This is a genomic window from Cupriavidus basilensis (assembly GCF_000876015.1).
Taxonomy (GTDB): Bacteria; Pseudomonadota; Gammaproteobacteria; order Burkholderiales; family Burkholderiaceae; genus Cupriavidus; species Cupriavidus basilensis_B.
The window spans coordinates 69,315-89,428 of the sequence record NZ_BBQM01000030.1; the positions used below are offsets into that span (position 1 = coordinate 69,315).

The 20,114-nt window shown below is 64.3% G+C and carries 20 protein-coding genes and 3 tRNA genes; 6 read left to right on the forward strand and 17 right to left on the reverse strand.

Features of this window, described 5'->3' with window-relative positions:
* Positions 1 to 77: 77 nt before the first annotated feature.
* Positions 78 to 902, reverse strand: a complete 825-nt coding sequence (locus KF708C_RS30935; protein ID WP_015014844.1) for a DUF932 domain-containing protein — start codon at positions 900 to 902, stop codon at positions 78 to 80.
* A gap of 527 nt (positions 903 to 1,429) precedes the next feature.
* Here KF708C_RS30935 and KF708C_RS30940 point away from each other — a divergent pair.
* A complete protein-coding gene (locus KF708C_RS30940) occupies positions 1,430 to 2,098 on the forward strand; it encodes a DUF6988 family protein (RefSeq protein WP_013721782.1) in 669 nt (222 codons plus the stop codon).
* A gap of 30 nt (positions 2,099 to 2,128) precedes the next feature.
* Here the strand turns inward: KF708C_RS30940 and KF708C_RS30945 are convergent, their stop codons facing one another.
* On the reverse strand, positions 2,129 to 2,479 hold the full coding sequence (locus tag KF708C_RS30945; RefSeq protein WP_013721783.1) for a DUF2958 domain-containing protein: 351 nt from the start codon (positions 2,477 to 2,479) through the stop codon (positions 2,129 to 2,131).
* A gap of 281 nt (positions 2,480 to 2,760) precedes the next feature.
* On the reverse strand, positions 2,761 to 3,267 hold the full coding sequence (radC, locus tag KF708C_RS30950; RefSeq protein WP_013721784.1) for a RadC family protein: 507 nt from the start codon (positions 3,265 to 3,267) through the stop codon (positions 2,761 to 2,763).
* A gap of 412 nt (positions 3,268 to 3,679) precedes the next feature.
* Between radC and KF708C_RS35195 the strand changes: the two genes are divergently transcribed.
* From KF708C_RS35195 to KF708C_RS35205, 3 genes are read left to right on the forward strand one after another with little or no spacing between them, the layout of a single operon-like run.
* A complete protein-coding gene (locus tag KF708C_RS35195) occupies positions 3,680 to 4,822 on the forward strand; it encodes a toll/interleukin-1 receptor domain-containing protein (protein WP_013721785.1) in 1,143 nt (380 codons plus the stop codon).
* A gap of 3 nt (positions 4,823 to 4,825) precedes the next feature.
* Positions 4,826 to 5,413, forward strand: coding sequence for a hypothetical protein (locus KF708C_RS35200; protein ID WP_043565517.1), 588 nt, complete (start codon positions 4,826 to 4,828; stop codon positions 5,411 to 5,413).
* 41 nt (positions 5,414 to 5,454) lie between these two features.
* A complete protein-coding gene (locus KF708C_RS35205; RefSeq protein ID WP_011805825.1) occupies positions 5,455 to 5,940 on the forward strand; it encodes a TIR domain-containing protein in 486 nt (161 codons plus the stop codon).
* Positions 5,941 to 5,956: 16 nt separating this feature from the next.
* Here KF708C_RS35205 and KF708C_RS35210 read toward each other — a convergent pair whose 3' ends face one another.
* The 8 genes from KF708C_RS35210 to KF708C_RS30980 all read right to left on the reverse strand — a co-directional run bounded on the left by KF708C_RS35210 (position 5,957) and on the right by KF708C_RS30980 (position 12,288).
* Positions 5,957 to 6,619, reverse strand: a complete 663-nt coding sequence (locus KF708C_RS35210) for a uracil-DNA glycosylase (RefSeq protein WP_011805824.1) — start codon at positions 6,617 to 6,619, stop codon at positions 5,957 to 5,959.
* The gene (locus KF708C_RS35215) at positions 6,616 to 7,752 is read right to left on the reverse strand and encodes a nucleoside triphosphate pyrophosphohydrolase family protein (RefSeq protein WP_015014842.1); all 1,137 of its coding nucleotides are present in this window, start codon (positions 7,750 to 7,752) and stop codon (positions 6,616 to 6,618) included. The genes KF708C_RS35210 and KF708C_RS35215 overlap by 4 nt, the downstream gene beginning before the upstream one ends.
* 3 nt (positions 7,753 to 7,755) lie before the next feature.
* Entirely contained in the window at positions 7,756 to 8,382 is a 627-nt protein-coding gene (locus KF708C_RS35220; RefSeq protein WP_011805822.1) for a hypothetical protein, read from the reverse strand.
* Positions 8,382 to 8,849 (reverse strand): TIR domain-containing protein, encoded by a 468-nt coding sequence (locus tag KF708C_RS30960; RefSeq protein ID WP_013721787.1) that lies wholly within the window; start codon positions 8,847 to 8,849, stop codon positions 8,382 to 8,384. The genes KF708C_RS35220 and KF708C_RS30960 overlap by 1 nt, the downstream gene beginning before the upstream one ends.
* Before the next feature lie 88 nt (positions 8,850 to 8,937).
* On the reverse strand, positions 8,938 to 9,240 hold the full coding sequence (locus KF708C_RS30965) for a helix-turn-helix domain-containing protein (protein ID WP_011805820.1): 303 nt from the start codon (positions 9,238 to 9,240) through the stop codon (positions 8,938 to 8,940).
* Positions 9,224 to 9,607 (reverse strand): type II toxin-antitoxin system RelE/ParE family toxin, encoded by a 384-nt coding sequence (locus KF708C_RS30970; protein WP_011805819.1) that lies wholly within the window; start codon positions 9,605 to 9,607, stop codon positions 9,224 to 9,226. Before KF708C_RS30970 ends, KF708C_RS30965 begins: the two co-directional genes overlap by 17 nt.
* A gap of 139 nt (positions 9,608 to 9,746) precedes the next feature.
* Positions 9,747 to 10,949 (reverse strand): tyrosine-type recombinase/integrase, encoded by a 1,203-nt coding sequence (locus KF708C_RS30975; protein ID WP_011805818.1) that lies wholly within the window; start codon positions 10,947 to 10,949, stop codon positions 9,747 to 9,749.
* Positions 10,950 to 11,196: 247 nt separating this feature from the next.
* Positions 11,197 to 12,288, reverse strand: a complete 1,092-nt coding sequence (locus tag KF708C_RS30980; protein ID WP_059415463.1) for a YeiH family protein — start codon at positions 12,286 to 12,288, stop codon at positions 11,197 to 11,199.
* A 129-nt stretch (positions 12,289 to 12,417) separates the two neighbouring features.
* On the opposite strand from KF708C_RS30980, the gene KF708C_RS30985 reads away from it, so the two are divergent.
* Complete coding sequence (locus KF708C_RS30985) at positions 12,418 to 13,332, forward strand: LysR family transcriptional regulator (protein WP_059415466.1); 915 nt, start codon at positions 12,418 to 12,420, stop codon at positions 13,330 to 13,332.
* An 87-nt stretch (positions 13,333 to 13,419) separates the two neighbouring features.
* On the opposite strand, the gene ybaL is transcribed toward KF708C_RS30985, so the two are convergent.
* The 6 genes from ybaL to uvrC all read right to left on the reverse strand — a co-directional run bounded on the left by ybaL (position 13,420) and on the right by uvrC (position 18,592).
* Positions 13,420 to 14,655, reverse strand: a complete 1,236-nt coding sequence (ybaL, locus tag KF708C_RS30990) for a YbaL family putative K(+) efflux transporter (protein WP_020202254.1) — start codon at positions 14,653 to 14,655, stop codon at positions 13,420 to 13,422.
* 625 nt (positions 14,656 to 15,280) lie between these two features.
* A tRNA-Cys gene (locus KF708C_RS30995) sits at positions 15,281 to 15,354 on the reverse strand.
* A gap of 107 nt (positions 15,355 to 15,461) precedes the next feature.
* Positions 15,462 to 15,537: transfer RNA gene (locus tag KF708C_RS31000), tRNA-Gly, on the reverse strand.
* Positions 15,538 to 15,623: 86 nt separating this feature from the next.
* A tRNA-Gly gene (locus tag KF708C_RS31005) sits at positions 15,624 to 15,699 on the reverse strand.
* 165 nt (positions 15,700 to 15,864) lie between these two features.
* Positions 15,865 to 16,467, reverse strand: a complete 603-nt coding sequence (gene pgsA / locus KF708C_RS31010; RefSeq protein WP_020205126.1) for a CDP-diacylglycerol--glycerol-3-phosphate 3-phosphatidyltransferase — start codon at positions 16,465 to 16,467, stop codon at positions 15,865 to 15,867.
* 94 nt (positions 16,468 to 16,561) lie between these two features.
* Entirely contained in the window at positions 16,562 to 18,592 is a 2,031-nt protein-coding gene (gene uvrC / locus KF708C_RS31015; protein WP_059415468.1) for an excinuclease ABC subunit UvrC, read from the reverse strand.
* 129 nt (positions 18,593 to 18,721) lie between these two features.
* Between uvrC and earP the strand changes: the two genes are divergently transcribed.
* Positions 18,722 to 19,987 carry an elongation factor P maturation arginine rhamnosyltransferase EarP gene (earP, locus tag KF708C_RS31020; RefSeq protein WP_059415469.1) on the forward strand — a complete coding sequence of 422 codons (1,266 nt, stop codon included), beginning with the start codon at positions 18,722 to 18,724 and terminating at the stop codon, positions 19,985 to 19,987.
* Positions 19,988 to 20,114 lie beyond the last annotated feature (127 nt).

Sequence of the window (20,114 nt, forward strand, 5' to 3'; positions counted from 1 at the left end):
GTGATAACTCCTTGCGGTTGGGGTGCAGCAGCGAGAGAAGCGGCAAGGGCTGCTGCCTGCCCCTGCCGCGTGGGGATTCAGGCTTTCAACTGGCGCAGGCCATCGGCCAGCAGCCACAGGGCGCGGTTCAGGCGCACGCTTTGGTCGATGCCCTGCACGGGCCGGGTGGTCTGGCGGCGGCCATTCGCGGCGCGGGCGGACAGGCCGCCTTTGGTCAAGTTCTCCTGCGTGCGGTTGAACACGCTCCACAGGTCGCGGCGGTCGTCGTCATGGCGGCGCGGCCTCAGGATTTGCGATTCCGTGATGGGCGCGGGCTTGTCCTCGTCGTACTTCAACGCCAGCGCAGCGCGGGCGAACACTTCCGATTCCCCGGCGTCCAGCGTGATCGCGCGCATGGCATCGCGCGATTCCTGCGCCCGGTCGAAGCCGTGCAGGACTTCGTAAGCGCCTTCGATCACCTGCGCCGCCACGTCGCCCTTGTGCGGTACGCGCACGTCGGCCACGGTGTCACCGCAGACAAGGCCATTGCTGCAAACGAAGCGGAACATCCCGGCCAGCATCTGATAGCTGCTGGTGCCGTCATGGGAGTTCAGCAGGATGATTTCGTTGGCCTCGCGGCCGTTGATCTGGCTGGCGTGGCGCAGCCGGATCATGTGCTTGGTGTAGTCACGGCGGTCGTCGTGGCGCACGCGGGTTTGCGTCACCATGAAAGGCTCGAAGCCTTCCCCGCGCAGTTCTTGCAGCACGGTGGCGGTGGGGATGTAGCTGTACCGCTCGGAGCGGCTTTCGTGCGGGGCTTCCGCGTAGATGGACGGGGCCACGGCCCGGATTTGGTCATCGGACAAGGGACGTTCCGAACGCAGCACCGGGGAACGGGAAGCGAAGCGGGATGCGAGTTGCATGGCATTTCTCCTGACAAAGAAAAAAGGGTTTGCTGTTCACCGCATACCGGATTCCTAGATTCGGAAGCCCAGCCTTTCGGCTGTTCGGTGCGGTCGGCACGAGGAACCCGGTTGGCCCTGTTGCCACCGTCTTTCCTGAGTTCATCGCCCGCGACGGTCAGGAGCGCGCGGACGGGGGCCGTCAAGGAGGCAAGCGCAGGGTGGGTGCGGCCCGCAGGCGCAGCCGAGGACACGGCCCTGCGCGCCTTGACGGCACACGGCCGCGGGCTACAGTCGCGGTGAAGGTGATGAAGTCAGGGGAGACGGCTGGACATGGCCACGGCCCCTCAATACGCCGACCGCACGGCAAGCGAAGCGCGCAGGCCCGGATCTAGGAATCCGGGCCGGAGGCGTCAGCCGAGCGGAGCGAGGGAACGATGGAAGCCCGAAGGGGGCGAGACTCGCGTAGCGAGGCTCGATGCGCAGCACGACAGCGCGACCGGCCATGTTTCTTGGCCGGGGACGCACGACTGTCCTACGATCCCTCTATGGAGGAAACCATCATCAACAACGACGATCGTTTGGAGCACATGCTCCACCGCTCCAATGCCTTGCACGAACGTCTGGATGAACTACTGGGCGACGCCGATTTCGATGGATCGCCCCGTGGCGAGTCAGCTCTTGGCATGTGCCTGGTCGCTATGGAGCATGCAACAGCGATGCGAGCATTGATGGCGCTGCGACTACCCTCGTCCGCCGTCGGCCTCATGCGCCTGCAGTTCGAGGCCCTGACGCGGGCAATGTGGCTGCTCTACGCAGCCAGCGACGCAGCGATCGACAAGCTGCTGGCGCCACTGACGCTGCAGAGCGAACAGGCGGCCAAGAACTTGCCTGGCGCCAGCGAAATGATTGAGCAGATCGGCAAGCGAGTCGGACAAGGCGCGCCGGCGGCTGCGCACCAAATGCTTTCGCATTTCAAGGATGTGACCTGGCACGGCATGAACTCGTTCGTGCATGGCGGCATTCATCCACTGCGGCGCAGTGCCGACGGCTTCCCGGTCGATCTTGCGCTACAGGTACTGCGCAGCTCGAACGGTCTGACGACCATGACCGGCATGACGATGGCAGTCCTCACCGGCGACGAGGCCGTGGCCAAGCCCGTGAGTAAGATCCAGCCGGCATTCGCCGACTGCCTGCCGGATCTCCTGAAACCTTGAACGAGGCATCTTGCGACGCCCCGCGCGAAATCATTCGATGATCCGCCCGGCCAGCCGCGCATCGCGCGCATAGGCACTCAGGCGCTTCTCGGCACGGAAGTGCAGATCGCGTTCGACCGGCAACCCGAGCCGCCCGCGCACGGCCGCCAGCTCCTGCAGGCTGACCCAGCCGATTTCCGGCATCCCCAGGCCCAAATCGCACAGCCCAAAGGCGTGGTCGTGGTCATCGGGATCAATCTCGGTCAGCAGCCAGGTCGCGCCGGCGTCCGGCGTGAACAGCTTGACCACGGGGGCCGGATCGAAGTCCGGGTTCTCCAAGGATTCGCGGCCGTTGGCCAGCAACACGATGCGCTGCTCGTCGGTGATGAGTGCGTTGTTCATGGTGAACTCCTGAAAGGAAGCCGGGCGGAATTGCCCGACCCTTCCGGGGCACGGCGCAGCGCAAGCAGTCAGGGGTCAACGACGGCCGCCAGGACGCAAGCGCCATCGGCGCGCAGCCCTTGACGGCGAGAACGCCGTGGCACGATGAAGGGAACAGCAAGACCGCCTCCCTCGCACCTCCACGCACCCGGGTTTTCGGCAAGTGCGCAGCACGCGCAGGCCCGCGAGGGCCGGAGTTGCGCCGCCGGGCGCAGCAAAAAGGGGGCCGAAGCCCCCAATGGTCAAAGCAGGCCGCGTTCGGCGAATGACGTGGTGCGAGTCCCCGCAACGATGACGTGATCCAGCGTGCGAATGTCCACCAGCGCCAGCGCCTGCCGAAGCTGCGAGGTCATCGCCTTGTCGGCCGCGCTCGGCTCGGAGTTTCCGCTCGGATGGTTGTGCGAAACGATGACCGCCGCCGCATTGAGCCGCAGCGCCTGCTTCACCACCTCGCGCGGATGCACCTCGGCGGCGTCGATCGTGCCGCGGAACATCTCCACGTAGTCGATCAGCCGATGGCGCGTGTCGAGGAACAACACCGCGAAGACTTCGTGCTCGAAGCCGGCCAGCTTGGCGCGCAGGTAGTCCTTCACCGCCTCCGGCGAAGTGAACGCCTCGCCGCGCTGCATCTTCTGTTCGATGACCTGGCGCGCGGCTTCCAGAATCTGGTCGGCGTCCGCCAGCCGATAGCGCCCACGGCCATCGCGCACCATCAGCGGGGTGTCGAGAGTGAGGGTCAGTTGCGACATGATCGTGCTCCGGTTGCTCGGGCGGAATTGCCCGGAACCGGTGCCAGCACGGCGCAGCGCAAGCAGTCAGGGGTCGCAGACGGCCGCCAGGACGCAAGCGCGCATGGCGCGCGCCGCCCTTGACGGCGAGAACGCCGTGGTACGGTGAAGGGAAACAGCAAGACCGCCCCATGCCATACACGAACCCTGGCAAGCGGAGCGCGCAGGCCCAGCAGGGCCGGAGGCGTCAGCCGAGCGTCGCGAGGGAACGATGGAAGCCCGCAGGGGCGAGACTCGCGCAGCGGGGCTTGATGCGTAGCACGACAGCGCGGCCCGACCGGGGACGCCCGAAATCGGCTATCTTTGAAGGAGATTCCCGCATTGGGTTTCGTAAGGTCAGATAGGCGAGAACACTGAAATCACAAGGAAGAGCATGGCCGCCCTCTATCAACTTGCAGTGCTTGGTTCGCCAACCGACGCCCAGATTTCTGAGCTTGAAGAAATCGTCGGAACTGCCGTAGGCATGTTCAACTTGCGACTAGGACATGAAGTTGGATGGGAGGTGCGCCCGGAAGCGTTTAACCCCGACCAACAGCGCTCATCCGCTGCAGTATTTTTCGGGGGCGACAATCCACCTCTCGCCAACGTGGCGAAGTTGCTGGAGCGAGGCATCCCGCTACTGCCGATAGCATCCGACGTCAATCGAGTTAACGCAGAGATTCCTGAATTACTGCGACCTCTCAACTGCTTAGCCTATGCCGCCAACGGGTCACAGCGTGTCGCGACCGCTTTACTTGAGTGTGCGGGGTTGCTACCTCGCCAGCGTCGAGTGTTCGTAAGTTACCGCCGGGGCGAAGCCCGTGAGGCAGCCTTGCAGCTCTTTGACGCCTTATCTGCTCGGCTATTCGATGTGTTTCTCGATACGCATGGGATTCCACCTGCGGAAGATTTTCAGACGATGCTATGGCATCGCCTTTGCGATTCCGACGTTCTTGTGATGCTTGACACGCCAGGCTACTTTGAAAGCCGCTGGACAAGCGCAGAGTTCGGACGCGCTCTGGCGAAAGGCATCAGCGTCTTACGGGTTGGCTGGCCAGACTGCACGCCATCTGCGCGAACAGCCACCGCCAGTCGCGCAGAATTGTTGCCCGACGAAGTGGATGCGGCCACAGGACGCCTCGCGGACAGCGCTGTGGAGCGAATCTGTCTACAGCTCGAAGAAGTTCGCAGCCAAAGCCATGCGGTCCGTTCCGTCAATCTAGTGAGCAATTTGCGCAACGCTATTCAAACGATTGGCGGTCAACTTGTCGGCGTTGGACCGAACAAGGCGGTCTATATCCGACTGCCGGATGGCCGGAATGTCGTCGTCTACCCAACAGTTGGTGTCCCCACGTCGACCACGTTGCATGACGCATCCACCAATTCGCCAGATCAATCGGTTGCCGTCGTTTACGATCATGTTGGCTTGCATCCCCGGTGGCTGGGGCATTTGGACTGGCTGGGCCAGCATATCCACTCTGCGCGGTGGGTCAAAGCCAGCGAGGCTGGATGGCAATTTGCGGACTGGGAGGCCTGAATCGTGAGCGCAATCTTCCTTTCAGCCAGTGTCCCACTTGTCGGCCGCGGCTCGTATCACGAGACCGCCAATCCATTCCTCATCCAATGCGCTGTGAGGGAACTGGTCATGGCCGTCATTCGTCAGCACAAGATCGTGTGGGGAGGCCATCCCGCTATCACGCCTATGATCTGGAGCATTTGTGAGGATTTGGGTGTCGATTATTCTGGGGCCGTGGTTCTGTATCAGAGCACGTTCTTCAAGGATCGTTACCCGGAAGAAAACGACCGTTTTCACAATGTAGTATTCACCAATGCAGTTGCCGGTGACAGAGAGGCGAGCCTGCTGCTAATGCGGGAAGAAATGCTGTCGCGCGATGATCTCGTTGCCGCTGTTTTCATCGGCGGCATGGAAGGAGTGGAAGCCGAGCATGAACTCTTCAGGAAATTCCACCCCGCCGCCAAAGTTCTGCCCGTACCGTCGCCAGGCGGGGCGGCCTTGAACTTGGCCAAAGATCAAGGTTATTTCGCCGATGCGGATCTTGGTGATGTGGACTTCGCGCAACTCTTTCACACGCACCTCGCATTGAACATTCAAGGTGCAGCGAGTTGAGTCTCCTCTGCAGATTTACATGATCCAACAAAGGACTCGCCATGCCACGGAAAATCTTCTATAGCTTCCACTATCAACGCGACAGTTGGCGCGCCTCCAAGATACGGAATATTGGTGTTGTTGAGGGCAACCAACCAGCAAGCGATAACAAATGGGAAGAAGTGAAGCGAGGCGGCGAGGCCGCAATCAAGCGCTGGATCGACGATCAGCTGCAAGGACGGACATGCACAATTGTTCTGGTCGGAGCCGAAACGGCGAATCGCCCCTGGATTCGATATGAGATTGAGCAGTCATGGAATAGTGGCAAGGGACTCTTGGGGATACGAGTCCATAAGCTGCTGGACCACAACCAGCAACCATCAGTTGCCGGGGCCAATCCATTTGACTCATTTACCTTGAACGACGGTAGAAAGCTATCCACCGTCGTCCGCATGTACGATCCACCAGGGGCCACGAGCAGTGCGGCCTATAACCACATCAGTGACAACCTGTCGGGCTGGATTGAAGCGGCGATCGCTGCGCGCTAAGAAGCCAAGCCTCTCGTCAAAACAACGACCCAGTGCTCATGGGGCGCCCATAGAGCTCCGAGATTTGCCTCTGGAACTGGGTCTGTCCTCCATAGCTAGGATGCCTCACGCAAATCACGGGTACGGAATCCGTGATGCGATGGGCCGCAGCGGCGGCATCGTTGCCGATGGCGACGATGCGAGAGGGACGTAGCAAGACAATGAGCTGTTGGAGCAGTTCTTCGCCGGCTCGCCTCTCACGCGCGTTGTGCTGCCGGTTGGTGAACGGATCTCCTGATTCGTGCGGATGCAGAGGGAAAACGTTCCAGAGGAAGATGCGGGCATCAATATGTTCCAGCATGCCCCATATGACCGCGGCGGTTCGTTCGGCCACAGCACTGCCTATCGTCGGCCGTTCGGCGACCTGGTCGAGATTCCAACGCCTAGCGTGCTGGCTTATGTGAAGGTCGTCGGTCAGGGCTAACCCAGTGCGGCGTCCTCCGCGATATCCGAGGTCTCGTCCAATCCATATCGCGTCTACGGGTTCCTCGGTTGCACGACGCAACATGGCGGACAGTGCAGCAGCACGGCGACGTGGTGCATCGCGTCGATCATGAACTTCACAACGATCCGAATACGGATTGAAGCAGTCTTCGAACTGCAGAGAAGCAACTGCATCAACGAACGGGTGGATCTTCATTTTTCAGACTCAAGTGGCATGTATTTGATGGTGCGTTGTTCTCGGTTTCCAATGATCCAGCCGCCTTGATTTTCCTTGAGCTGGCGAAAGACAGCATAGCCATCCAGGATTGCCTTTTCCCAGAGCTTTAGCGGACATTTCTCCACTTCGTAACCACTCACGAACTCACCAATGGTCTTGAGAACCCCAAGTGAGACCTTTTCCTGATTCTCGAAGAAATTCAGCTCCTTGGCTCTGGAGAAAATCCACGCTGAAAGCCCTTCTTCCACGACGATGGCCCGACCACTGTCCTGCTCTTCATCGTATTTCGGATTGCTCTTTCGCTTGTGCTTGATCAATGCCCGCATCACAGGTGACCAGTGCAGGATTGCTGCATAAGAAAAGTGGAAGACATCATGGAACCGGTAGCCATCGCGATCGGCAATGTTGTCCGTCAGAGGGTCTCCAATGAATACGCCCTTCCATTGGAGGTAACTCTTGCCACTGCCTCGCTGATTGACCCGGATTTTGAAATCCCTGGGTAGCTGTTCCTCAATTCCAAACTCACTGTCGAAATCAAGGCCAGCCAGGTCTTCTGCCTGCGGCTCCAAGAACGCGCCGCGAGCTTTCCGGAGATTTCCGCGAGCCACCTCAGAGAACGCAAGTTCGGCCGCATGAATTGCATCCAGGTAAGCCCGTGCGAAAGCAATCAAGTCTGCGCGTGCAGGCGTACTTCCAAGTAGCGCTGCCGCTGACTGCCCCAAACGCACCAAGGTGGCATCCAACGAAGCAGTCGCGGCGACAGGCACAGCGATATAGGCTAACGCACCTTCGGTGATGTCACTTGCAGCGCCCACATTCTTGAAGTTTCCGTGGTTCGCAGCTTCCGAGAATATCTCTTCGAGAGGAATCTGCAGGCGCCTGCAGATTGCAGCCAAATACCAGAGGGTGTCGCCAAACTCTTCTTCTGCCGCCTTCTTGAAACCCGGGTAAGCCGTTCTCTCTCGAACACTTTTCTTGGCCGTAGCCATTATGCCGCCGACTTCTCCGTATAGACCTTGGAGGACAGGATTGAAGTCATTCGGGTTGAGTACGTCTGTGGCTGCAATTTCCGCAGCGTAATCCGAGAGCAAGAGGGAGCCTTCCTTTTTCATCGGTCACCTGCGAAGAGTCAGCCATTCGAATGGAGCGCCCTGATAACCGCTCACGTCAAAGCTGCGAATCCATTTCTCAAGGTTCGCAATCAGTTGCGCATCGTCAAAGGTGGTTAGACCTATTCCCGTTTTGCATAAGGGCCGATCTTGCTGGTCTTTCAGTTCCTCGGGAAATTCCGGACCCTCGCCCCCGAAGTACACAAAATCATTACTGATCAGGACCCTGTTGACGCCCGTATCACGGGCAACATGGTCCGGGTTGAGCGTGCCATTGGGGCGGGAATGAAATGAGTCTCGCTGCTGCCAAGCGGCTCCAGGCGCGGCCCTGAAGTAGATGTTGTCCCCGCAACTTTGCTTCCGACTCCCATTGCGGTACGGCATCTTGTATTCAAACCGTGGATCTGCGCCATATTCGTCGAATGTCATCGCCTCGGTAACGCGCATCGCGTACACGAGACGCCCGCCACGTCGGACAGTTCTATCATTGCTGCCACTGCCGACCACCCAATCACCGATGTCAGCGGATCGGCGGATATTGGGTTTGCAGGTCGCAAGCGTGCAGTAGCCATAGAAAGGGTTGGGCGCGAAACCACTGTCGTATCGCACCACATAGGAGTGAATGCGAGCCATCAGCAGGGATGCCGCTTGAGTGGAACCGGGTCGCAGGCACCACCGTCTGGCTTTTCCCACGAGTCCTTCCCGTTGATCGCGTCAATGATCGCATCGCCGTTCCACCCAACCAAGGCGTCGGCATATTCTTTCAGGGCCTCTGGAAGGTCGCATTCCTTCTCGCCATGCTCCCAAACACCGACAATGCGCTTGCCCTGTTTGGCCGCATATTCGATTTCCCAGTTCACCCAATCGCTATTCTTGGTCTGGGGCGAAACGTAGCAAATGAACACTCCAGCCCAGTTGATGGCAGGGGCAAGGATCTGCGTCTTTATGTAGTGCTCATCGGTGGCATTGTTGAACTTCCCTGTATGGATGGAGGAATCCCTGACCTCGATCCCTTTTGGAGCTAACAGATCCTTCAGCTTCTGGAGTCCGTGATCGTCCTTATGGACATGGCTGATGAACACGTTCCTTTTCTCTGCCACCTGTCACCTCCATTGTTCTTACATGGTTTGAAGATCGTAACTGTGTTTTCGGCCGCTGTGGCAGGAAATGCTGACCCGTTTGCCTTGATCAAATAATTGCCTGCAAACCCTTGTCGGCGATGACGTTGAGCAGCTTGAGGGCCGGCCCGGTGGGATGGGTTTCGCCTTGCTCCCACTTTCGCACGGTCGACGCGGTGGTGTGCAGGTGAAGTGCGAACACCGGCTGGCTGAACTTCAACCGTTCGCGCAGGTGTTTGATGTCGGCAGCACTGAACTCCCGCACCGGCGGCGGGCAGATCGCGTCGAACTCGCGCATCGTCACCTTGCCGATCGCTCCCGCTTCGTGGAGCGCAGCCAGGTCGCCACGCAGGGATTCAATGATCTTGCTCACAATGCACCTCCAATAACACGCCCGAGTGCAACGCCTTCGACAAAGCCTCGGCGGACAGTTCCAGGAACACCTTGCCGGCGAATTGCAGCGCCTTCTTCTCGTCCTGCGTGATATTCGCCTTGTCGCTCTTGGGGAACCCATGCAGGAATACGTAGCGGCTGCCGATCCGGGCCGACAGCAGCGTGCGGTAGCCGCCGCTCTTGCCGCCGCCGGATCGGGCAACCCGCTTCTTGTAGAGGAAGCCGCCCAAGTCCGCGTCAATCAGACCGCTTTCCATCTCTTGAACCGCCTTGCACAAGGCAGCATCAGGCAGCTTTTCGCCCGCCTGCCACCGTGCAAAGTCCTTCCGCTTGAGGACGTGGGTCATCTTGACCTCCAAACTATACCCGTAACGGGCATACTTTTCCAGTCCCCAGTGCGATGCACGGGCGGGGAGGGCTGCCGAACCGATTGGCGTAACGGCGACACGGCAGTCAGGGCCGACATGCCGAGGCACTGGTCACCGATCATGCGGTCACCTCTTTGGGTTCTTGCCGCGTGCCGACGACCGACTTGCGCCGGCTGGCTACCAACTCGGCTGCCTTACGCACCGGGTCGTCCTCGGTGTGGACGTAGCGCATGAACATCGCCACGGTCTTGTGCGCGGTTAGCGCCATGCCGACCTTGACGGGGATGCCGGAATTGGCAATGTCGGTCGCTGAGCGGTGGCGTATGCCGTGGGTGCCAACCTTCGGCACGCCGGCGCGATCAAGGATTCGGCGCCACGCCTGATAGTAGGAATGGGGGCCGAGCGGCTTGTCATGGTCGAGGATGGCCGGGCATACGTAGGGCGAATTGCCGTAGCGAGGTGCATTCGTCAGCAACCGGCGGGCTTCCTCGCTCAACGGCTTGGACATATCGCCCGTCTTGCTGTCCGGCCAGACAACCCGGCCATTGGGCAAGTCGAGCCAATCCCACTGCAACAGCAGGATCTCCGACATGCGGGCCGCGAACTCGAATTGCAGCCGGACGGCCAGCAGATAGATGGGATGTTCCAGGCCCTCGGCCTCGGCTTTGTCCAAGTAGGCGAACAGGCTGACCATCTGCTCGTCGGTGATAAGGCGGGTCGAGCCTTTCTCCGGGTACTTGGGTACGTGACGGCAAGGATTGGAGCCATCGGGCCGGTAGCCCCACAGTTCGGCCAGGTTGAACATCTTGCGGACGAGCGACAGTACGCGGTTGGCCTGCGTGGGGGACCTCTCCATGCGCTTCATCAGCGCGGTGATGTCGTGGCGCGTGACCTCGTGAACCTTCTTGCTGCCGAAGGCTGGGATGACGAAGTTGTCGATCTGGTACTGGTAGCTGGCCTGGGTGCTGGGCTTGTTGTGCGGCTTGGAGTGGTCATCCATGAACCGGCCGCACAGTTCCTTGACCGTCGGCGCCTTGCGGGCTTCGGCCTTGTCGAGTCCGGGATCGCCCCCGCGCCGGACTTCGGCCAGCCAGTCTTGGGCCAGCGACCGGGCCTGTTCGACCGTCAGCTCGCCGAACTGGCCGAGTGCCGGCTTGCGCCGCACGCCGGAGTTCGTGCGGTACTGAACCATGAAGACCTTGCGGCCCGTTGGTGTTATCTTGCACAAGAAGCCCGGAACGAGCGTATCCCGGAGTTCCACATCGCAGGTTTGCGCCTGCGCCGTGTCAACGACGGACTTGGTGAGTTTGATCTTCGCCATGAGGTGCTCCTGAAAGGCCCCGATTCCAGGGGCCGGCTAGGAGCCAGGCGGAGGGGAACCGGGGCGGTTTGCATCGCGCACCGGGATATGATCGAAGGCACTGGCCTCGGGGAAAACCTGCTACAGCAAGCCTCATCCAAGTCCATCGTTAGCCCGGTGCGGATGCCATGCTCTGGCTTAAAATCTGCCGCCTTTACGGGCTTACGGGTTCGACCCCCGTCGGCCGCACCAGCAGCACAGCGCCGGCTCAGGCGACTGCCGCGCAAAGCGCCGCGCCACCGGCCATCAGGAACAGGAACAGCAGGCCCGCCAGCACCAGCGGCTTGCGCCCGGCATGCAGCAGCGTGCCGATGCGCGTGTGCAGGCCGATCGCCAGCATCGCGCAGGCCAGCAGCCAGTTGTCCAGGGACAGCAGGCCGGGCTTCCACGCCGGCGGCACCAGCCCGGCGGAATGCGCCGCCATCACCGCCACGAATCCCACCGCGAACCACGGCACGGCCTTCAGGATCGCGCGCCACGGGCGCGCGCCGCCCGCGCGCTCGCCTTCGCCCTCGGCATGCAGCTTCGGCCACAGCGCCAGCACCAGCAGCAGCGGGCCCAGCGCCAGCACCCGCACCATCTTCGCCACCACGGCGGCGTCGGCGGTGGCATCGCTGACCATCTTGCCGGAGGCGATGACCTGGGCCACCTCGTGCAGCGTGGCGCCCGTGTAGATGCCGAAGGTGCGCTCGCTGACGGCCCAGTGCAGATGCCGCGTGGCGACCTCGAACAGGTAGGGATAGAGCAGCATGCCGGCCGTGCCGAACAGCACCACGGTGGCGACGGCCACCGCGGTCTGGCGGTCGTCGGTGCGCACCACCGACGCCACCGCGATGGCCGCGGCGGCGCCGCAGACCGCGCTGCCCGCGCTCACCAGGATCGCCTCGCGGCGGCTCAGGCCCAGCAGCGCGGTGCCGGCCCAGACCCCCACCAGCAGCGTCGCCACCAGCATGGCCAGCGGCACCAGCACCCCGGCCACGCCGAGATCGGCGATGGCGCCGAAGGTCAGGCGCAGGCCGTACAGCGCGACGCCGAGCCGCAGCAGGTGATGCCGGGCCACCTGCATGCCCGGCGCCAGCGGCACCAGCCAGCGCTGCGGCAAGGTATTGCCGGCCACCATGCCGGCGAACATCGCCAGCGTCAGCGCGCTCATGCCGAGGTGGGACACCGCGGGATGCGCCGAAAAGACCATCGCCAGCCAGGCGATGAAGCCGAGCGGCACCAGCGTCAGCAGGCGCGCGGCCCAGGAAGGCGGCATGGCGCCGAGGTTGGCGGTTGCGGTCGAAGGCGTGGGCGACATGGCGGGCGGGGCTCTCCGCCCCTGCCGCCGGGTGGCGGCGGGGCGCTGGTGGATGATGTCCACAGAGTACGTAGCCGCCACAAACCTGTAAAACGGGTAATATCGTTATACCTTACCTGAATTCCAGATATGAACCAGCGCCCGCTCCGGCTGACCCTGCGCCAGCTCTCCGTGTTCGTCGCCGTCGCCCAGCATGGCAGCACCGTGGCCGCCGCCGAGGCGCTGGCCATGTCCCAGTCGGCCGTCAGCGCGGCGCTGGCGGACCTCGAAGCCGCGCTGGGCGGCGCCCTGTTCGACCGCGTCGCGCGCCGGCTCAGCATCAACGAGTCGGGCCGGCTGTTCTTCCCGCGCGCGCTCTCGCTGCTGGACCAGGCCCACGAGCTGGAGCACTTCACGGTCCAACCCGGCATACAGCTGCGCATCGCCGCCAGCAACACCATCGGCAGCTACATCCTGCCCGGCCTGCTGGCGGGCTTCCGCCACGCGCAGAGCGGGCCGTGCGCGCTGGACATGCGCATCGGCAACACGCGCGACGTGCTGCAGGCCCTGCTGCATTTCGAGGCGGACATCGGCCTGATCGAAGGTACCTGCCACGAGCGCGACCTGCGCAGCGCGCACTGGCGCGACGACGAAATGGCGGTGGTGGTCAGCCCGGCGCATCCGCTGGCCGGCAAGCCGGGCGACCTGGCCGCCCTGCGCGACGCGGACTGGGTGGTGCGCGAGCCCGGCTCGGGCACGCGCGAGATCATCGAGCAGCGGCTCGCGCCGCTGCTGGGCGAGCTGCGCTTCGCGCTGGAGCTGGGCAATACCGAGGCGATCAAGCGGGCCGTGATGAGCGGCTACGGCGTCAGCTGCCTGTCGCTGCAGGTGGTGGAAGACGAACTGAAGCACGGCACCCTGGTGGCGCTGCGCGACGGGCTGCCCGAGGTGGTCAGGCCGCTGCAACTGGTGGTGCACCAGGACAAATACCCCACGCAGGGCCTGCTGGCCTTCACCGAATACCTGCGCCGCGCGGCCGCCCCGGGGCAAGCCGCCGCGGGTTAGCAGGCCAGCCCGATCGTCGGCCCGGCCATCGGCCCTGCTATCGGCCCCACTGTCAGCTGGACGATCGGCCCAGCGATCGCCCGGCCATCAGGCCGGCTGCGGATCGCCCTCGTCCTGCTGCCGCGCGGTATAGCGGTCGAGCAGGTGGAACAGCAGCGGATTGAGCACGATCGACAGCAGCGCGCCGGCCAGGATCAGCGCCTGGCCGCGTTCCGGCAGGATCTTCAGGTAGACGCCGAGGCCGGCGAGGATGAACGAGAACTCGCCGATCTGCGCCAGGCTGACCGCGATGGTCATGCCGGTGCGCGTGGAATACCCGAACACGCGCACGATGCACAGCGCCGCCACGGACTTGCCCACCACGATGATGAACAGCGTGGCCAGCACGCCCCACGGGTCGTTGATCAGGACCACGGGATCGAACAGCATGCCGACCGAGACGAAGAACAGCACCGCGAACGCATCGCGCAGCGGCAGCGACTCCTCGGCCGCGCGGTGGCTGAACTCCGATTCGGCCAGCACCATGCCGGCGAAGAACGCGCCGAGCGCGAACGACACGCCGAACAGCGAGTAGGCGCCGAACGCCACGCCCAGCGCCGTGGCCAGCACCGCGAGCCGGAACAGTTCGCGGCTGCCGGTCCAGACGATGCGCTCCAGCATCCACGGAATGAAGCGGCGACCCACCACCAGCATCACCGCGACGAACGCCGCGACCTTGCCCAGCGTGGAGAACACGGTAAACAGGATCTCGCCGGAGCTCGGCGCGGCCACCGCCTCGGCACCCTCCCCCACCGGCATCAGCAGCCCGGCGACCGCGGGCAGCAGCACCAGCGTCAGCACCATCGCTAGGTCCTCCACGATCAGCCAGCCCACCGCGATGCGCCCCTGCGGCGACGCCACCAGGTCGCGCTCCTGCAACGCCTTGAGCAGCACCACCGTGCTGGCCACCGACAGCGCCAGCCCGAACACCAGCCCCGGCCCCCACTGCCAGCCGAAGCCCCACGCCGCGCCCATGCCGAGCGCCGTGGCGATGGCGATCTGCACCACCGCGCCCGGGATGGCGATCCTCTTCACCGCCATCAGCTCCTTCAGCGAGAAATGCAGGCCGACTCCGAACATCAGCAGGATCACGCCCAGCTCCGCCAGCTCCGGCGCCAGCGCCTGGTCCGCGGTGTAGCCGGGCGTATGCGGCCCGACCACGATCCCGGCGCACAGATAGCCGATCAACGGAGGCAGCTTGAGCCGGTTGGCCAGGGCGCCAAGGATGAATGCCAGGACAAGACCGCCGACGATGGTGCTGATGAGCGGGGTAGCGTGATGCATGCGTGGTGGGTTCCTCGTGGGTTGCCATGACGGCATTGGCCGGACGGCCCGCCCACCCCCTAAGCGGTCGGCACGCCGGGGACGCGAAACCTCACGCACGCCACGGCGGCGTCGGCGCCGGGAGGCCAAGGAGATATCACGCTGATCGAGGGAGAACGGGAACGGAAGTCTTGCAGCAGTCCCGGGGCGGCAACGCGGCGCCGGCCGGCGCGCACGACAATGCGGCAATGATGCGGCAATGGCGCGCGGCCCGGACCGGACTGCGCCGGGCACCCCGTGAAGACTACGCATGCAATGTAACACGATCATCCGCGCGGCAAAGCGCGGAATCGACGTGCATTGTGCCCCCATAGGCTCCACGACAAGGCCCGCGACGCGGTCGGCAACAAGGCCGCGGAGGCGCCGGGCGGAACGTCGCCACCGTGTCGTGCAGCCTGCGCGACTGCGCTTCCAGAAAGACGAAAACACGCGCCCACAGAGTGCGCGAGCGGGCAACACAGGAACGGGATGAACGGGAAAGAGGAAGAAGCGAGCCGGAGGATCGCGGGGCGGCGGCGCCCGGAAAGCAAAAAGCGCCACCGGTGAGGGCAGCGCTCTTGTGCTGGACTACTGGACTGCTGGATGCTGGAGGCGGGGGTCGGAATCGAACCGGCGTACACGGCTTTGCAGGCCGCTGCATGACCACTCTGCCACCCCGCCGGGTGACTTTGCTGCTGGATTGTAGCCGCTATCGACCGACCCTGCCGGGGCCGCGCCACGCGCCACCATCACAAACAAAAAGGGAAGCGGCGCTTCCCTTTGGGACCTGGAGCGGGAGACGAGTCTCGAACTCGCGACCTCAACCTTGGCAAGGTTGCGCTCTACCAACTGAGCTACTCCCGCATTGGATACTGCTGATTACTGCCGTACTGCCGAAGCCTGCCGACCATCGCGCGGCATACACCCACGCTGGCGAACATCGCAAAAACTGGAGCGGGAGACGAGTCTCGAACTCGCGACCTCAACCTTGGCAAGGTTGCGCTCTACCAACTGAGCTACTCCCGCATGTTCCTGCCGACTTCTTGGCTAAAACGCAACTTCTGTGCCGATACTGCTGCCATCTCGATGCGTTCTTGCCGTATTTCGCTTCGTTCGGTTTGTTTCGTCAGAAGCGAGAACAGGATTATTGCAAACCGGAACATCCTCGTCAAGCATATTTTCACCGAAACATCATTTTTGTACGGTGGCCTGTCCACCCATGCCGCTGCGCTCGCGGATCTGCGGCCACGCGAGCTTCATGTAATAGAACATCGACCACAGCGTCATGAACGCCGCCACGTAGATCATCCACGTACCGAGCACGGAAGCGTCGACGATGCCGAGCAGGCTGTCGTTGAACAGCAGCAGCGGGATGGCGATCATCTGGAAAGTGGTCTTGAGCTTGCCGAGGAAATTGACGGCCACGCTCTTGGACGCGCCGATCTGCGCCATCCACTCGCGCAGCGCCGAGATGGTGATCTCCCGGCCGATGATGACCAGCGCGATCAGGTCGGCGACCCGGCCCAGCGCCAGCAGCGAAAGCAGCGCCGCCGCCACCATCAGCTTGTCGGCCACGGGGTCGAGGAAGGCGCCGAAGGACGAAGTCTGGTTCCAGCGCCTGGCCAGGAAGCCGTCCAGCCAGTCGGTGACCGCCGCCACGATAAAGAAACCGGCGGCCGTCATGTTCTTGGCGTGCATCGGCAGCCATGCCTCGGGCAGGTAGTACACCCCCACCACGAGAGGAATCATGGCAACGCGGAGCCAGGTCAGCAGGATCGGTATATTCAGCGGCATTGGGGGGCCCGGGACGAGACAATGGCGGTAAGCAATTCCGCGATTGTCGCTTATTTCAACGCCGTCCGAGCATTTCGCGCCGCGCGCGCCAGAATCAATGCAACTGGCGGTAGATTTCCTCGGCCAGCGCATGCGAGATGCCGTCCACGCTGGCGAGTTCGTCGATGCTGGCCGCCATCACGCCGCGCAGCCCGCCGAAGCGGGTCAGCAGCTTCTGGCGCCGGCGCGCGCCGACGCCCTCGATCTCTTCGAGCCGCGAGGTGGTGCGCACCTTGGCGCGGCGCGCGCGCATGCCGGTGATGGCGAAGCGGTGCGCCTCGTCGCGGATCTGCGCGACCAGCATCAGGGCCGCGCTGCCCTGCCCCAGTTCCAGCGACGGGCGTCCGTCGGCGAACACCAGCGTCTCCAGCCCGACCTTGCGGCCTTCGCCCTTGGCCACGCCGACCAGCAGGCCGATGTCGAGGCCAAGCTCCTCGAAGACCTGGCGCGCGACCTCGACCTGGCCCTTGCCGCCGTCGATCAGCACGATGTTGGGCACCAGCGCCAGCGCGGCGGAGGCCTCGCTCTGGCCGCCACTCTCCCCGGCCTCGCCGCCGCCGGCCTCCTGCGCCTGCTCCAGCATCTCCACCAGCTTCTGGTAGCGCCGCGTCAGCACCTGGCGCATGGCGGCGTAATCGTCGCCGGGCGTGATGTCCTGGATGTTGTAGCGCCGGTATTCGGCGTTCTGCATCTCGTGGCGATGGAACACCACGCACGACGCCTGCGTCGCCTCGCCGGCGGTGTGGCTGATGTCGAAGCACTCCACGCGCAGCAGCGCGAGGTCTTCCAGGTCGAGCCCGATGGTCTCGGCCAGCGCGCGCGTGCGGGCCTGCTGGCTGCCCTGCTCGGCGAGCCGGCGCGACAGCGCGAGCGCGGCGCCCTGCTGCGCCATCTCGAGCCAGGCGCGGCGCTGCCCCTGCGGCTGGCGCACCAGCGTGACCTTGCGCCCGGCCTGCATCGACAGCGCCTGCAGCAGCGTCTTGTCCGTGGGCAGGTGGCTCACCACCAGCACCGGTGGCACCGCCTGGTCGAGGTAGTGCTGCGCCATGAAGGCGGCCAGCACCTCGGCGGCGATGCGCTCGGCCGCGATGCCGGCGCTGGACTCGCCGCCGGCGTCGGCGCCCGCATCCTCCTCGCCGACGATCATCGCGCCCTCTTCCACGTGGGCGGGAAAATAAGCCTTGTCGCCGAGATGCCGGCCGCCGCGCACCATCGCCAGGTTGACGCAGGCGCGGCCGCCTTCCACCGCCACCGCCAGCACGTCGATGTCGCTGGCCTGTCCGCCGACTTCCTCCACGGCCTGCCGGCTGAGCACGGTGGACAGCGCGCCGATCTGGTCGCGCACCGCCGCGGCCTGCTCGAACTCCAGCCGCCCGGCATGCTCCTCCATCTTGGCCTGCAGGCCGTCGAGCACTTCGCTCTGGCGGCCTTGCAGGAAGCGCGCGGCATTGCCCACGTCGCGCGCGTAGTCCTCCTCGCTGATGGCCTTGACGCACGGCGCGGTGCAGCGGTGGATCTGGTGCAGCAGGCACGGCCGCGTGCGGTTGGCGAAAACGGTGTCCTCGCAGGTGCGCAGCTGGAACACGCGCTGCAGGATCTGCATGCTCTCGCGCACCGCGTGCGCGCTCGGGAACGGCCCGAAGTACTGGTGCTTGCGGTCGGTCGAGCCGCGGTAGTAAGCCATGCGCGGGAAGCGGTGGCTGGTCAGCTTGAGGAACGGATAGGACTTGTCGTCGCGGAACAGGATGTTGTAGCGCGGCGCCAAGGCCTTGATCAGGTTGTTTTCCAGCAGCAGCGCCTCGGCCTCGGTGCGCACCACGGTGGTCTCGATGCGCACGATCTTGGCCACCATCATGGCGATGCGCGGCGACGGCAGGTTCTTGTTGAAGTAGCTCGAGACGCGCTTCTTCAGGTCGCGCGCCTTGCCCACGTAGAGCACGTTGCCCTGCGCGTCGAAGTAGCGGTAGACCCCCGGCAGGCCGGGCAACTGGGCGATCACCGCCTTGGGGTCGAACGGCGGCGCGGCCTCGGGGCCGGGCTCGGCGGGCGTGCCTGGGTTGTGGATTTCGGGTTCCGGCTGGGACATCGGGGAGGAATCGCGGGAGGGCATCGACCGTGTGGGCGCGGCCAGTCCGCGCCCGGCCGGCGGACGGCGGCGGCGCGACAGGCTCTAAAATCGCAAGTTTAGAGCAAATCGTTGCCGACTCCCGCCACCATGCCCGTCCGTCCCGATCCCACCGGCCAAGCCAGCCAGGCCGGCCGCACCGTCCGCTCGTGGGACATCTTCTGCACCGTCATCGACAATTTCGGCGACATCGGCGTCTGCTGGCGGCTGGCGCGGCAGCTCGCGCAGGAGCACGGCCACGCCGTGCGGCTGTGGGTGGACGACCTGCACAGCTTCGCGCGGCTGGCGCCGGGACTCGACGTGGATGCCGCGCGGCAGGTGCTGGCGGGCGTGGAGGTGCGCACGTGGCGGCGCCCCGGCCAGGGAGGCGATCAAAGAAGCGGCCACGAGAGCGGACAAGACAGCGAACAGGACGGCGCCGCGCGCTTCGCCGGCGTGGTACCGCACGACGTGGTGATCGAGTCGTTCGCCTGCGAGCTGCCGGCGCCCTTCCTCGCCGCGATGGCGGCGCGCGCGCCGCGGCCGGTCTGGATCAACCTCGAATACCTGAGCGCCGAGCCGTGGGTGCGGGAGCACCACCGCATGAGCTCGCCCCATCCGCGCCTGCCGCTGGTGAAGTACTTCTTCTTCCCGGGCTTCGAGTCCGGCACGGGCGGGCTGCTGCGCGAGTCCATGCTGGGCCTGCAGCGCGAGCACCTGCGCGAAAGCCCCGCGGCGCAGGCCGCGCTGTGGCACCGGCTGGGCGTGCGGCCCAGCGAGGGCGCGCTGAAGGCCAGCCTGTTCGCCTACCCCAACCCCGCCCTGCCCGCGCTGCTGGCGCAGTGGCGCGACGGCGCGGAGCCGGTGCAGTGCCTGGTCCCGGCCGGCCTCGCCGCACAGCAGGCAAGTGCGTGGTTCGGCGCGCCGGATGCCGCGCCGGGCCGGGTCATGGCAGCCGGCAGCCTGACCATGCACGTGGTGCCGTTCGTGCGCCAGGAGCACTACGACGAACTCCTGTGGCTGTGCGACATCAACTTCGTGCGCGGCGAGGACTCGTTCGTGCGCGCGCAGTGGGCCGGGCGCCCGCTGGTCTGGCACATCTATCCGCAGGAAGAGGCCGCGCACCTGATCAAGCTCGACGCCTTTCTCGACCTCTTCGTGAAGCGGCTGGAGCACACCGGCCAGGCGCCGGCGGCCGCCGCGCTGGTCGCGTTCTGGCATGCGTGGAACGAGCCCGGCAAGCCGCTCGACTGGGCGGCCCTGCGGGCACATCTGCCGGCGCTGCGCGACGCCACCGAGCGGTGGCAGCGCAGCCTGCAGCACCTCGGCGATCTGGCGGCAAATCTCGTGGCCTTCTGCGAAAATCAGGTAAAATAGTCGGTTGATTTGATGGCGACCGGGCCGGAAAACGGCGGTACCGCGGCAGGATCCCGCGCGGCATGCCCCAAGGCATGCGCGCCACGGCATCCTGCGGTACCCGGGCGTAACTGGATGGACCGCGTAT

What these genes read in the sequence shown, in the direction of transcription:
- KF708C_RS30935 (WP_015014844.1), bottom strand. Translation starts at nt 902, where the DNA reads ATGCAACTCGCATCCCGCTTCGCTTCCCGTTCCCCGGTGCTGCGTTCG.
- KF708C_RS30940 (WP_013721782.1), top strand. Translation starts at nt 1,430, where the DNA reads ATGGAGGAAACCATCATCAACAACGACGATCGTTTGGAGCACATGCTC.
- KF708C_RS30945 (WP_013721783.1), bottom strand. Translation starts at nt 2,479, where the DNA reads ATGAACAACGCACTCATCACCGACGAGCAGCGCATCGTGTTGCTGGCC.
- radC (WP_013721784.1), bottom strand. Translation starts at nt 3,267, where the DNA reads ATGTCGCAACTGACCCTCACTCTCGACACCCCGCTGATGGTGCGCGAT.
- KF708C_RS35195 (WP_013721785.1), top strand. Translation starts at nt 3,680, where the DNA reads ATGGCCGCCCTCTATCAACTTGCAGTGCTTGGTTCGCCAACCGACGCC.
- KF708C_RS35205 (WP_011805825.1), top strand. Translation starts at nt 5,455, where the DNA reads ATGCCACGGAAAATCTTCTATAGCTTCCACTATCAACGCGACAGTTGG.
- KF708C_RS35210 (WP_011805824.1), bottom strand. Translation starts at nt 6,619, where the DNA reads ATGAAGATCCACCCGTTCGTTGATGCAGTTGCTTCTCTGCAGTTCGAA.
- KF708C_RS35215 (WP_015014842.1), bottom strand. Translation starts at nt 7,752, where the DNA reads ATGAAAAAGGAAGGCTCCCTCTTGCTCTCGGATTACGCTGCGGAAATT.
- KF708C_RS35220 (WP_011805822.1), bottom strand. Translation starts at nt 8,382, where the DNA reads ATGGCTCGCATTCACTCCTATGTGGTGCGATACGACAGTGGTTTCGCG.
- KF708C_RS30970 (WP_011805819.1), bottom strand. Translation starts at nt 9,607, where the DNA reads ATGACCCACGTCCTCAAGCGGAAGGACTTTGCACGGTGGCAGGCGGGC.
- KF708C_RS30975 (WP_011805818.1), bottom strand. Translation starts at nt 10,949, where the DNA reads ATGGCGAAGATCAAACTCACCAAGTCCGTCGTTGACACGGCGCAGGCG.
- KF708C_RS30980 (WP_059415463.1), bottom strand. Translation starts at nt 12,288, where the DNA reads ATGTCGCCCACGCCTTCGACCGCAACCGCCAACCTCGGCGCCATGCCG.
- KF708C_RS30985 (WP_059415466.1), top strand. Translation starts at nt 12,418, where the DNA reads ATGAACCAGCGCCCGCTCCGGCTGACCCTGCGCCAGCTCTCCGTGTTC.
- ybaL (WP_020202254.1), bottom strand. Translation starts at nt 14,655, where the DNA reads ATGCATCACGCTACCCCGCTCATCAGCACCATCGTCGGCGGTCTTGTC.
- pgsA (WP_020205126.1), bottom strand. Translation starts at nt 16,467, where the DNA reads ATGCCGCTGAATATACCGATCCTGCTGACCTGGCTCCGCGTTGCCATG.
- uvrC (WP_059415468.1), bottom strand. Translation starts at nt 18,592, where the DNA reads ATGTCCCAGCCGGAACCCGAAATCCACAACCCAGGCACGCCCGCCGAG.
- earP (WP_059415469.1), top strand. Translation starts at nt 18,722, where the DNA reads ATGCCCGTCCGTCCCGATCCCACCGGCCAAGCCAGCCAGGCCGGCCGC.